Source organism: Providencia sp. PROV048 (assembly GCF_033688165.1).
In the GTDB taxonomy this organism is placed as follows: domain Bacteria; phylum Pseudomonadota; class Gammaproteobacteria; order Enterobacterales; family Enterobacteriaceae; genus Providencia; species Providencia hangzhouensis.
Map to the genome: position 1 here is coordinate 135,821 of NZ_CP096360.1, position 13,432 is coordinate 149,252.

A 13,432-nucleotide genomic window follows, 5' to 3' on the forward strand; every position below is an offset into this window, starting at 1 on the left:
AAATTCTCTACTTTTTGCAAATTAAAATAATTTGGTTTGCATTATCTAAATTGGGTAATGTTGTATTACACTGATTTTTATTAGACCAATTGATATTTAGCCTTTCTTCAGATTGAACAGCTGTTAACCATACCAATCCGTTATCGCTAATTATCCCGACTTCTCTACCTTTTTCATTTAGTACTTGAGCACCAAATGGAGGAGAACCTGAATTATCTGCCATTTTAATAGTTGCAAATAATTTGAATCCCTTATCTGCACTTATTTTTCTGTATCCAATTGCACCTTCTGTTAATGCAATATCATATATCGTATTTGATGACTCAATATTATCTGGTAATTTACTCATATCAACATTATAGCTATTTTTGTAATAGCTGGTCATATTCGGAATAACTCCGATCCCTATTCCATTTGTTACTGTTGAACCATTATTTAAAGGAACATCAGCGATATTATTTGTATCTATCATTAACCTAGCTGCAGATGAATATGATGAGCTATGTAAAGCAATACCATGCTGTGTTAATGTTACACCACCATTTAACCCCATACCTAAGCTAGAATCACCTTTATCTGAGATTGAAATATTACTATTTAAAGACGCATAACGAGTTGATAAATCATACATACCAGCTAGCGTACTTTGTTTTTTAGCATCCTTACCATAACTTGTTGATGCGCTTAAGTTATAGTAATCATTATCCTCAGTTAAGGTAGATACAGAAACACGCGAATTATAGGTGTCATTATATTTCATTGTGTCAAAAGTGTAGAACTGCTTGCCAAATGGAACTGAAAGCATCAAGCTAATTTGGTCATCATATTTATTTTGGTAATAACTTCTATTTGCTGATAGCGTTATACTTCCTCCTTGTAAATTTAAATAAGGAATATTAACGCTTTTACCTATATTTAGGCCGTATTGATGAGTTTGACCTCGATCCCAATACTGTTGTAATTGATAATTTAAATTTATATTAAATTCACCTAGACGCTTTGAAAGACTTATTTGATAGCGTTCTTTTTCATTATCAATAAATTTATTATTTCTTAAATCTAAATATTGAGACATAGTATAAAATTTTCTATCAGTAAAACGATACCCCGCAAAAGTTAGATCCATATCGTAATCATCAAAAGTTTTAGAGTAATTAATACTATATGAGTTACCTGATGGACTATCATGATCTAACTGCGAAAAAGAGCGAGCTATATTTACAGATAAAGCACCAAACTGATTCATAAATCGGCCAAAGCCTAATGAAACTTGTTGATAACCTTGGCTTATATCTGAGGCTGCATTTAATGACCAATTATTATTTAAACCATGTGAGACTTCTCCTCTGAAGAAAAAAACGCCTCTATATACTGAATGGTCTCGTTTAATTGGTTGCCCTGCAGTTACATTATATCGAGTAGTTCCAGGACGAGTTAAATAAGGCACATTGGAACTATTAACAATAAACTGTTGTTCAGATCCATCTTGCTCAATAATTTTTACGTGTAATTCACCACGAGTACCATTATTCAATGATTGAATTTTAAATGGACCAGCAGGTACATTGCCATCATATATTACCCTTCCTAATTGAGTAATAACAACGCGAGAATTAGTTTTAGCTATTCCTGTAATTTCAGGAGCATATCCTCTTAGTCTAGGAGGTAACATTGAATCGTTTGTAAATAAAGATAATCCTGTAAATCTAAAAGGTTCTAGTATCTGTGATGGTGTTGTACTTTCACCCACGACTAATTTAGCATCTAATGCTTTAATATTTCTATATAAATAAATTGCATTAAATAAAAAATTACGAATTGTTGATGTTTGGCTATTTGACTCTTGTCTTTGATAATTACCATAATATTCACTTCGTAAACGCCAAGCACCCATATTAGCACCAAGATATCCACTGATCGATGCAATTTGATTTTTTAAACTGTCATTATCGCTATATTGATAGTTGGCATTGTAATCTAATAATAACCCGCTGATCCCTTCATCCCAAAGGGTTTTGGGTAACCAGTTTACATCCATATACTCTAAATATAATTGAGGTATATTTATGATTACCGTTCCCTCAGGTAAATTAGGAGTAACACTAACACCCTTCAAAGCCAAGAAATTAATACATTCCCCGTTATTCCAATAGGTCAGTTCTTTCACATATTTTTCTTTAAGGCCTAAACTATTAATATAGTCTTTATCAATACATATATCACTCACAGAATCATCATTATCATTAGCTATAATTTTAATAGGAGAGGCCGATTGAGTTAATTGAGTACTATTAATAATTATATTAAAAAAATAAGTTCCAGGAAGAATAAAATTTGGATTTTGAAACCTTGATACGTCAATATTCGCTTTATCTGTGCTATCAAGTATATCTGTATTGAACTCTACAGAATAGGATACTTTGTTAAAAAAAAGCATCGACACCATTAAAATGGTCATTTTTTCTTTTATTGATAACATCGTAAATACTCATTAAATTAATAGTAATCAATATCAAATGTAATGATACTTGAAAATTCTCCTACTTGTGGCCTAAGCCCATCATCAACAACAATTTCAGATAAAAAGTTTAATTGTTGTTCATTGACTGATTTCGTTTTGCCTGCAACTCTTTTTAAATCATAAATGGGATAATATTCATTAGGCTTGACAATGTTATTTCCGTTTAATATATAAATAGCCAAACCATCGGCATCATTAAATTTAAATCCATTAAAGTTGCTTGTTACTGAACCTGAAAATTTTATTCTTATAGGTGATTTCTCATCCTCAAAATAAGAATTTGATAGCTGACAGTTTTTTAATATTATTTTAAATGGTTTGATTATCTTTTTATCTTTAATTCTACTTAAAGGGTAATCACCAAATTGAATAATTTGATCTTTACTTGTTAGTTGCATTGAACAACCCGAGGCTAATATTTCACCTTTAACTGTTGCTTGTCCCCAATTCATTGCTGCAAATGCTGGAATGCTAAAAAAATGAGCAAAAAAAGTGGCAATAATTAACAAGTTTTTCATAATAATATTCTTTTTCAGGTAATATACTCCTCCACATAATAGTGAAGGAGTGTATATAACTTACTGGTATGCGATTTCGAAAGTAGAAATAGTTGTGAAATCGCCCGCTGTTACAGCAGCAGCACCTGCTTTTTTAACAAAAGCAGAGTAAGTTAATGTATTGTCACCATCGCGCAAATTTAAGTTAGCAGGAGTACCAAAAGTAATATCTTTAATACCTACAGCAACGTTTGCAGCACTGCCTGTAGTTGCTAAAAGATTTTGACCTGCAATTTTACTTACACCATCAAAAGTAATAGTTGCTGTTTTAGTTACTGTAGTTGGATTTTGTGGATCGCTGTTATCAATTGATGTTAATTTACAGCCTTTCAGATTTAAATCGAAGTTTTTATACTTTGAATCTCCATCATTTAATTGACTTAATGATAGTTGGCCAAAATCAACAATTGTAGCAGTACCACCTTGTCCTGCATCTAAGTTACAAGGCGTATCGCGAACTTCACCTTTGAAAGTAACAGTACCAGTATTAGTATCTGCAATTGAAGCAAATGACGTTGTTAACATTGCTGCTACTAATACAGACATATATTTGTTATGTTTCATACTATTTCCTAATATCATTGTTAAGATGTTAATATTTATGTTTTTGAGAATGGAATTATATTAATTTCATTGACTAACACAGATAAGTATATCTGTATAAGAAAGAGTTTTTGCTATATAAATTTCTTTATTATACAGGAATATGAATAATGTATTATTATTTGATAATGTAGTGTTTACTCATTACTAAAATTTTATTTCTCTCATTTTAAATAGGATGAGTATGAAACAAAATCTGAAAATGATGCATTCATAATTGATAAAATAAATATCAAATCTGGTAATGATAGGCCATTTGAACCTCGTTCATATCGTGATATTTGCTGTTGACTTACTCCTACTAATTTACCTAATTGTGCACCAGTTAATCCATTTTTAAGTCTGGTTTTTCTTATAAAATCACCAATTTCTAGGTTTATATTTTTTACAATGAAATTTTTTTGGGTGCTAATCATAATAAATTCCTCAATAATTTATTTAATTAAACTAGTGAAGTTATAATTTCTTACTGATTTAATTTTCATTTAATCTAGCTTTTATTTTTATTTATTTAAAGATGTTTATATCGATCGATTAGTTAATTTTGATAGGCTAACCCTATTAAAATGATGTTATTGATCGGTTATTCGGATCAAAATGTGACTTTAACTACTATTTAAAGAACATAACAATATGATTTTATGGTTTTTTTTTGATTCGATATTATGTTGTTAATTTCGAGCAGAACTATAATTTATTTATTTACATTACAACTTACGTATTAAATAAAAAACATTTTGTTACATATAAGTACGTATTTATTATATTTTGTTTCATAATAATATTGTTACATTTTAAATTAATTACAGTAAAAACTATAACGTTAGGGTTATTTTGATTTTATATTAGGGTAAGATTATTCTTAGTATCGTTTGTCTTTTTAACTAACATAATAGTATATACATTCTACATTTTAGAGTGTTAAATAGAATGAAAGAGTTATAGATGTTTTTAGAATTAATGTAGTCCTCTATAACATAAAGCTTAGATTTCATATGAGTTTTATTCGGGTTTAATAGTTTCTCTATTTAAATCCTCTTCTTTTCATTTTTCGTAGAGTATGATAATTGCCGTTACTACTAGCTATGATGAATTTTGCTATAGCGGTTAACTATTAGAGTTTACATTGTTTACTCGATTATCAATGAAGTTACATGACATGTATATTCGCCCAATGATAATACTTAAGCTTATTTAGGGTGATCTTAACGACTGAGTCATTGACTTCAATTGATATCTTTAGCATGAAAATGGAGTTTATCTACTGCTGTATTACGTTCAGAGTTAGAGCGCTTAGGCAGTAAATCATAAATTGGCAAAGTATGTTAAAGAGGGGCTTCTCTCACTAGAAGTCAGTCTTAGAAAAACCAGTCATACCATCCAGCCCCATTTCACGACCTAATGCCGTCATGGGATGGACAATGGTCAAGCCTCGCACGGATTTTTTCAGCTTGCCAAGGTCGGCTTGTTCTTTCTTAGTGATGGGACGCTTGAACGGCATATCTACTAGTTTTTGCGCTTCTTTGCTTAGTTTTTTGTTACGCTCCGCCTTCAGACGAGCGATTTCAATTTCCAGTGTCGCTTTTTCTTTCTCTAGTTCTGCGTGTTTTTCTACTTCACTCGTCAGTTGCATACTTGCCATCTGGCGACGAATAAGATCTAAACGGTCGCTAAGAAGCTTAATTTGTGCTTTTTCGATTTCTTTCATTATATTAATTAACCGTGAATAAATTTCTTGCCGGCAAGTATACACTATTCTAGATAAGGGGGGAAAAGGGATACAGGCTAATACCCATGTGAGGCCACCTTTATTGTTCATCATTCATGGAATGAAAACAACATAATTACCTTATAAATCAAATTCCATTCAACTATTCATCATATTTCGTCTTTTGTATCCTAGTAACATCATGATTAAGTTGTTGCATTTCGGTATCATCACTGACCTTTCTGACATATTATATTTAATTTTTTGAAAAATTATTATTTTTAGTTGATTTATCGTTGGTATATAGCGAAATATAATGAGGTATGGATGAGATCATAATGACTAAACGTAAATTTATTACACGTACAGAAGTTAATTCTTTATTGGATGCTACAAAGCAAGGTCGCTATCCTAATCGCGACTATTGTTTGTTATTAATGAGCTTTTTGCATGGGCTAAGAGTGAGTGAGCTCACTCATATCACAATGTCTGATATTGATTTGGTGCAGAAAGTGATATTTATTAGGAGACTAAAAGGAGGGCTGTCTACCGTACAGCCTATAATTCCCGAAGAGTTTAATGCGATTGAAAAATGGTTAGTTGAAAGAGATTCTTGGAAAACAGCAGGGTCAGATTGTTTATTTATTTCACAAAAGGGAAGCCAAATTTCTCGTTATCAAATTTATCGCTTATTTGAGCAGTATGGCAAAATAGCAGGGCTTCCTGTAAAGCTTCATCCTCATATGCTAAGGCATGCATGCGGTTATGCTTTAGCTGATTTGGGTAGGGACACTCGATTAATCCAAGACTATTTAGGGCATCGAAATATCGCCCATACTGTAATTTATACTGCTAGTAATGAAAAAAGATTTAGTGGTATTTGGTCGAATCAATAAGTAATTTAATGAGTTGTGTCAATATAAAGCTAGCACTAAACATAATAATATGAACTAAACACCAAGAATACCTCAGTTATTTAGGTAATTGATTTTATAAAACTGAGGTATTCTTATGCATATTAAGGGTAGTAATTATTTTTAAAGCCATAAACAACATACTCAAGTAATTTATTTTCCAGCCTTTAAAAATAAGATTAGTTTATAATTTTATTTATTCTTTTTTTTTGAATCATCATAATTTAATTACTCTAATTGCGAGTATAGGTGGTTCGCTTTCTCAGTTAACTAATTATTATCATATTTCAATCATTTTTTTTACAGTAATAGTCTATTTTTGACTATCAAATAAAGTTATTCTGTGAAAGGTCACCATATAAGTGAAATCATTTAGATGATAAGTTCATATTTTTGGTTTTTGTGAGTTAAAAACATCTTATTGATGATTTAAAACACATTAATTTAATATACAATAAAAAAATTAATTAATTATCAATAATAATCAATCGGATAAAATAAAACATCTATAAAAATCAATTCGTAACGCAACATAATAAATCAAAATGTTCAAATTACCTAATAAGTATAATTATCAGACTAACTAAAATCAAATAGCATAAAACTCTGTTGCGGCAATGCATTTTAGAGGTAATTATCAATTAATGTAAAAATTTGTCATTAACAACAAAAAGTTATCTTTCATGATTTTTTTTGTAATAAAATTCGCCAGTTAAATCATCTGACTTTTCTAGTTTAAGGTATAAATTAAAGATTTTAATTCTGATGATTCTTATATATAAAACAATTTACCTAAAACTCATTTAACGCAACATTTTGATTTATTTTGTTGCATTTTTTTGCATTTCAAAAAATAAATTGTTCACTTTATGAGTGGTTCTGATTGTTTTGCCTCATTACACAAGGCTTTAATTGGTGAGATATGAAAAGTAATAAATTAAAGACCAGTATAGATAGCTTTCAGAAAATACTAACTGAACAAATTGGCATGGAATTATCGCATCTTAGAAAAGAGAAAGGACTTAGTGGTAGTGATCTAGCTAAAAAATTAAAGATATCACAACAACAAATATCTCGTTATGAAAGAGGAATATGTAGCATTAACTGTGGAATGCTATTTTCAATTTTATTTTATCTAGAAATTAGCCCGAGTGCATTTTTTGAAAGTGTATCATTGAAAATAAATGAAAAAAATCCTAGTGCTAATTCATTTATTCATAATAGTGAATGTTTATCCGATGAAAAGGATAACTACCATTATATTTTTAATCGACAAACAGAAATTATTTTAAATTCTTTATACAGCAAATAGTTATTTTAAAAATAATAAATTCTAACTATGCCCTACATCATGTTGGGTAATCATCACGTTGTTATATATAAATGAGGTTCAAATGAAAAAAGTATTTTTAGCCGCACTAGTTTCTGCCGCTATTGCATCTCCAGCACTTGCTGATCAAGGGCATGGTAAAGTCACATTTAAAGGTGAAATCATCGATGCACCTTGCTCAATTAGTTCAGATTCTATTGACCAAACAGTATGGTTAGGCCAAATCGCTAACTCTGTTTTAGCGAATGGCGGTACTTCTAGCGCGAAGCAATTCAATATTGAATTGGAAGACTGTGTATTCCCGAAAGATGCAGATGATAAAGTGTACAACGATAAAGTGAGTATCACATTCTCTGGTTCTAGCGCTGCTTTCAATTCTAAATTACTCGGTGTAACAGGCTTAGATGCAACAGACCCAACTATTGCTGGCAACGTGGGTATTCAATTAACGGATACTAATGGCGCAGCGTTAGATATGGGAGTTGCAACAGCTCAAGAACATCAATTACAAGCGGGTGATAATACATTACGTTATAGCGCTTATGTACAAGGTGCAAACGTTGCGGTTGATAAAATTCCATTAGGTAAATTCGAAGGCGTAACTAACTTTACCTTAACTTATAACTAATTGATTAGTTTAAGAGGAATACCTTTGTGTTCCTCTATTAATCACCAAATTAAGTCAGAGGTTAAAGTGAAAGGATTTATCTATTTGCGAAGCAAAGTATCTTCCCTATTTCTTCTAACATTATTTCTTTCGCCACAAATGGCTGCATCATCTCATGGGTGGGGTAAAGTCACGATGAATGGCGAAATAGTCGATACTGCCTGCGCAATAGATATTGGGTCTAGGGATCAGACCATTAATATGGGGGTACTTCCAACAAGCTATATTCGTGAAGTTGGGAAAGGCCCCATAAAAGAATTCAATATTAAGCTCATTGATTGTCGTTGGGAAAAATATTCGAAAGATAATAACGAATGGAATTCACTCGAAGTCACTTTTGATGGTCCATCAGAAGGTGATTTTTTCACACTCTCGGGTGAAGCAAAAGGAGTGCAATTGGCATTGCATGATATATCGGGATATTCCATTACACCAGGAAAGCCATTACCTGCATTAGGAATTACGCCAGGGACAATGATCCTTAAATATCAAATGCAATTAGTCACCAATTATCATCCTGTTAAAGCGGGTAATTACCAAACCTTATTAAGGTTCAAGGTCGATTATTATTAATTCTAAGAAATTATATTGGTGTTTTAGGGATGTTTTTTATGTTTTTTAAACAACACAAAATAAATATAATAACGACAACGATAATGATTACATTTGGGTCATTATCCGCTCAGTTATATGCTGCCGATACCATACAATTTAATACGGCATTATTTGATTTAGAAGACAAAAAAAACATTGATGTTAAGCAATTCTCACGTGCAGGCTATATTATGCCTGGTATTTATCCCCTCAAAGTACAAGTAAATAAAGAAACTTTACCTGAGCAACGGTTTTCATTCTATGCGCCAGAAAACGACCCTGAAGATAGCCTCGTTTGTATCACACCAGAACAAGTCCAGCAGCTAGGACTAACAGCTAGTTCGTTGAAGCAAATTACGTGGTGGCATAATAATGAGTGTCTTGATTTACGCAGTTTGCCTGGCTTTCAAGCTCGAGGGGATTTATCTGACTCTACGTTGTATCTGAGTATACCTCAAGCCTACCTTGAATATAGAACAGCTAACTGGGATCCGCCTTCTTTGTGGGATGAAGGAATTTCAGGGGCTATTTTAGACTACAATATAAACGCAAGAGCGAATAAGCCTCATGATAACAATAGCAACTATAATGTGACAGCAAATGGTGTCGCAGGTGTGAACCTTGGTGCATGGCGCTTTAGGGGAGATTGGCAGGGGCGTGCTCAACGAGAAACTGGCTCGAATAGTAAAAATGAGCATGACTTTCAATGGAGCCGACTATACGCCTATAAAGCGTTAACCAGTATTAAAGCGAAATTGACCTTGGGTGAGGACTATTTTAACACCGATTTATTCGATAGTTTTCGATTTACAGGTGTTGGCTTACGCTCTGATATCTTAATGTTACCACCTAATTTACGTGGGTATGCACCTGAAATAACAGGTGTTGCGACGACAAATGCGACGGTGATTGTTAGCCAACAAGGGCGAATTATTTATCAAGAACAAGTCGCCGCGGGTCCTTTCCGTATTCAAAATTTAAGTGATGCGACGACGGGAAAACTGGATGTTCGAATCGAAGAGCAGGATGGTTCGGTTCAAGAATATCAGGTTGAAACAGCTAATATCCCTTATTTAACTCGACCAGGTAGTATTCGATATAAACTAGCGATGGGTCGCCCAACGGATATGGATCATCATGTCAATGGAGATACATTTGCGAGTGGTGAAATGTCGTGGGGTGTCACTAATGGTTGGTCATTGCTTGCTGGTTCATTAAATAGCCAAGACTATAATGCATTCAACGTGGGTGTCGGTCGTGACTTATTGGCATTTGGTGCCTTATCTTTCGATATTACGCATTCTATTGCAAATATTCCTAATGATAAAAAACTCACAGGTAATTCTTATCGAATAAACTATTCAAAACGTTTTGATGACTATGATAGCCAAGTTCAGTTCGCAGGTTACCGATTCTCAGAACGCAGTTTTATGACTGTAACCGATTTTTTAACGGCTAAAGATTCAGGTGAGCGTCAAGGTAGTAATAAAGAAATGTATGTGATCTCTTTAAATAAAAACTTTAGAGAATCGAGAATTACAGCTTATTTAAACTACTCGCACCAAACCTATTGGGATAAGCCAGAAAGTAATCGCTACAATTTAATGGTGACAAAAACCTTAGATTGGGGAAGCCTGAAGAATATTAATATTTCGTTATCGGCCTATCGTAATAAATATAACGAAACAAATGATGATGGCCTGTATATCTCAGCTTCAATGCCTTGGGGAAATGGTGCAAATATTGGTTATTCATTACAAGCAACACGGGATGATACTGTTAATCGAGCAACCTATTATGACAAATTGTCAGATAGAACCAATTATCAAGTCAGTGCAGGTTCGACCAACAAAGGTGGAACCGCAAGCACCTATATTACCCATTATGGTGATAATACTAAGTTAACTGCGAATGCCAGCTATATTCATAATAATTACACATCATTTGGGGTAGGGGCACAAGGCGGATTTACCATGACTTTAAATGGTGCGGATGCTCATCGAGTCTCAAATATTGGCGGAACTCGTTTGCTCATTGACACTGATGGTGTGGCTAAAATTCCCGTATCAGACCGAGGGATACCTATTGCATCAAATGCATTTGGTAAAGTGGTTGTCCCTGATTTAAATAGCTACTACCGCAGTAAAGTTAAAGTCGATTTAAATGCATTACCGAATAATGCCGAGGTAACGGATTCTATTGTTCAAGTGACATTAACAGAAGGCGCGATTGGCTATCGCAAATTTAATGTGTTGTCTGGTGAAAAGATGATGCTTTCAATGCGTATGTCTGACGGTTCTGCACCGCCATTTGGCGCTCAGATCACGAATTTGAAAGGAAAAGAAACGGGAATAGTTACTGATAATGGATATGCTTATGTTAGTGGTATCAACCCAAATGAAGTCATGATTATTCATTGGGGTGGGGAAGCACAATGTGAAATTAATTTTCCTGAAAACTTAGAAACAATTAACCAAGGATTATTCATTCCTTGTAAACCATTATCAAATAAACGTAATGAAGCAGATAATAATCTGTAAATGAGTGATTGCTATGAAAAAATTAACTAATTTATATATCAGTACTATTTTATTAAGCAGTTTAGTTAGCGGAAGCGCATTCTCGGCAATTGCTTTAGATAGAACCCGAGTTATTTTTAATGGCGATCAAAAAAGCGTTTCAATTACTATTACTAATAAAAATAACCAGCTACCTTATTTGGCTCAAGGGTGGATTGAAAATATTCAAGGGGTAAAAATCACTTCACCGTTTGCTGTATTACCGCCGGTACAGCGAGTTGAACCCGAAAAATCAAGCCAAGTCCGTATTGAGGCGCTTCCTGAAATTAGTCAGTTACCGCAGGATAGAGAAAGTGTTTATTACTTTAATTTAAGGGAGATCCCGCCAAAAAGTGATAAACCGAATGTTTTGCAATTAGCGTTACAGAGCAAAATTAAATTATTTTATCGTCCTAAAAGTATCATGCTAAGCGAAACAGAAATGCTGAATAACCCTTGGCAAGAAAAAACACAGCTTATTAAGCAAGGTGACCAATATATCATTAAAAACCCAACTCCCTTTTATATCACGATTATTGGTGCGGCTGAGCGAAACAATTCACCGGTAAATCAGAATTTTAAGGCAGTTATGGTTGCACCATTTAGTGAAGAAAAATTAGGAGTTTCAAGTTCTACTTTGGGGGCAAATCCGGTATTGACCTATATAAATGACTATGGTGGCCGGCCAAAACTTCAATTTAAATGTCAAGCAAATACATGTCAGGTTGTTCCTGAAAGTAAATAGAGAGGAAAATGATGATTAATCAAAAAAGCTTTTCCTTACTCTTTGGATTATCTCTCATATTTCATTCAGCTGTGATATATGCGGCCTCAAATAATGCCTTTTATAACACAACAGGCAATTGGGATGTTGAAGGTGCAAATGGTAAAATTTTCGTTTATGGCTCATTAACGGAGAGTGCATGCCATTTATCGATGGATTCTGCATTTCAATCCGTTGATTTAGGAAATATTGAAACTGCATCATTAAAAACAATTGGCGCCCAAGGCCACAAGACGCCGGTAAACATCGAGTTATTGGATTGTATCGAAACCCCAACGGTTTTGAGAAACAATAAATCCGGTAATGTTACATGGAGTCTTTCTCAGCCAGGTATGAAAATTAGGTTTATCACGCCAGTTGTCCCTTTTAGGCCGAACATAGCGAGAGTTGAAGGTGTTAATGGGCTTGGATTACAGATAACTAATCCTAAAGGAAAAGAAATTGCTTTTGGTGAGTACAGTGAACCTGAGCTTATTTCTCCGGGGCAAAATATTTTAACTTATTATGTAGCTCCCGTAAGAATCGCAGAAAAATTACAGGCTGGAGCTTATCGAAGTGTTATTTCTTTTCAAATAACGTATGAATAATCTTAATAGATTTTCTGATATAGCATTGAAGGTATTTATATGAATAACTTAAATTTCAATTTTTATAAATTTAAAAAAATAATACTCTCGATGCTATTAAGTTTGTTATTTTTTCCGTTACCGAGTCAGGCAAAAAATGGTCAAATCGGTGAAATTAAGATACGAGGACAACTTGTCGCAGAAGCTTGTACAGTAAGACCTGGTGATGAAAATATCATTGTGGACTTTGGTACTATTGTTAATAAATACCTCTATATTAACCAAAAAACACCACTTGAAAATTTTAATATTCATTTAGATGACTGTGATAATAGTATCTTTAGAACGGTGACCGTTAAGTTTACAGGAAGCGAAAATACCCATTTACCAGGCCTTCTTGCATTAGATTCTGGCAGCATGGCTTCGGGTATCGGAATTGAAATCTTAGAATTTAGTGGTAAAAAAATTCCTATTAATAGTATGACGCCTGCATACAATTTAGAGAATGGCACGAATATTTTAAGTTTTAATGCGAATGTGCAAGGGGAACCTGATGCAATAAAAAATAAAAGTATTGCGTTTGGCCATTTTACTGCAACCGCTATTTTTAGTTTAATTTATGATTAAGGT

The 13,432-nt window shown here is 33.2% G+C and carries 13 protein-coding genes; 8 read left to right on the forward strand and 5 right to left on the reverse strand.

The annotated features are described in order from the left end of the window. Nucleotides 1-7: 7 nt before the first annotated feature. The 5 genes from M1F26_RS00585 to M1F26_RS00605 form a co-directional block, all read right to left on the reverse strand. Nucleotides 8-2,479: a fimbria/pilus outer membrane usher protein gene (locus M1F26_RS00585; protein WP_227528868.1), complete on the reverse strand. Its 2,472-nt coding sequence runs from the start codon at nucleotides 2,477-2,479 to the stop codon at nucleotides 8-10. A gap of 17 nt (nucleotides 2,480-2,496) precedes the next feature. Then, nucleotides 2,497-3,039 (reverse strand): fimbrial protein, encoded by a 543-nt coding sequence (locus M1F26_RS00590; RefSeq protein WP_048605548.1) that lies wholly within the window; start codon nucleotides 3,037-3,039, stop codon nucleotides 2,497-2,499. A gap of 60 nt (nucleotides 3,040-3,099) precedes the next feature. Next, nucleotides 3,100-3,642, reverse strand: coding sequence for a fimbrial protein (locus M1F26_RS00595; RefSeq protein WP_042848569.1), 543 nt, complete (start codon nucleotides 3,640-3,642; stop codon nucleotides 3,100-3,102). A 203-nt stretch (nucleotides 3,643-3,845) separates the two neighbouring features. Continuing rightward, complete coding sequence (locus M1F26_RS00600; protein ID WP_042848568.1) at nucleotides 3,846-4,097, reverse strand: helix-turn-helix domain-containing protein; 252 nt, start codon at nucleotides 4,095-4,097, stop codon at nucleotides 3,846-3,848. A 929-nt stretch (nucleotides 4,098-5,026) separates the two neighbouring features. Continuing rightward, a complete protein-coding gene (locus M1F26_RS00605) occupies nucleotides 5,027-5,389 on the reverse strand; it encodes a YibL family ribosome-associated protein (RefSeq protein ID WP_140171913.1) in 363 nt (120 codons plus the stop codon). 338 nt (nucleotides 5,390-5,727) lie between these two features. Here M1F26_RS00605 and M1F26_RS00610 point away from each other — a divergent pair, with 338 nt between their 5' ends. From M1F26_RS00610 to M1F26_RS00645, 8 genes are all read left to right on the forward strand, one after another. After that, on the forward strand, nucleotides 5,728-6,285 hold the full coding sequence (locus M1F26_RS00610) for a tyrosine-type DNA invertase (protein WP_004263124.1): 558 nt from the start codon (nucleotides 5,728-5,730) through the stop codon (nucleotides 6,283-6,285). Between the two features lie 940 nt (nucleotides 6,286-7,225). Beyond that, nucleotides 7,226-7,615, forward strand: coding sequence for a helix-turn-helix domain-containing protein (locus tag M1F26_RS00615; protein ID WP_004263121.1), 390 nt, complete (start codon nucleotides 7,226-7,228; stop codon nucleotides 7,613-7,615). A gap of 82 nt (nucleotides 7,616-7,697) precedes the next feature. After that, on the forward strand, nucleotides 7,698-8,261 hold the full coding sequence (locus M1F26_RS00620; RefSeq protein WP_094960889.1) for a fimbrial protein: 564 nt from the start codon (nucleotides 7,698-7,700) through the stop codon (nucleotides 8,259-8,261). A gap of 66 nt (nucleotides 8,262-8,327) precedes the next feature. Then, nucleotides 8,328-8,873 (forward strand): fimbrial protein, encoded by a 546-nt coding sequence (locus M1F26_RS00625; protein WP_232062925.1) that lies wholly within the window; start codon nucleotides 8,328-8,330, stop codon nucleotides 8,871-8,873. A 29-nt stretch (nucleotides 8,874-8,902) separates the two neighbouring features. After that, on the forward strand, nucleotides 8,903-11,434 hold the full coding sequence (locus tag M1F26_RS00630) for an outer membrane usher protein (protein ID WP_200129232.1): 2,532 nt from the start codon (nucleotides 8,903-8,905) through the stop codon (nucleotides 11,432-11,434). A gap of 13 nt (nucleotides 11,435-11,447) precedes the next feature. After that, the gene (locus M1F26_RS00635; protein ID WP_140171915.1) at nucleotides 11,448-12,197 is read left to right on the forward strand and encodes a fimbria/pilus periplasmic chaperone; all 750 of its coding nucleotides are present in this window, start codon (nucleotides 11,448-11,450) and stop codon (nucleotides 12,195-12,197) included. An 8-nt stretch (nucleotides 12,198-12,205) separates the two neighbouring features. Beyond that, complete coding sequence (locus M1F26_RS00640; RefSeq protein ID WP_109912303.1) at nucleotides 12,206-12,823, forward strand: fimbrial protein; 618 nt, start codon at nucleotides 12,206-12,208, stop codon at nucleotides 12,821-12,823. 39 nt (nucleotides 12,824-12,862) lie between these two features. After that, nucleotides 12,863-13,429: a fimbrial protein gene (locus M1F26_RS00645; RefSeq protein ID WP_140171916.1), complete on the forward strand. Its 567-nt coding sequence runs from the start codon at nucleotides 12,863-12,865 to the stop codon at nucleotides 13,427-13,429. Nucleotides 13,430-13,432: the final 3 nt, after the last annotated feature.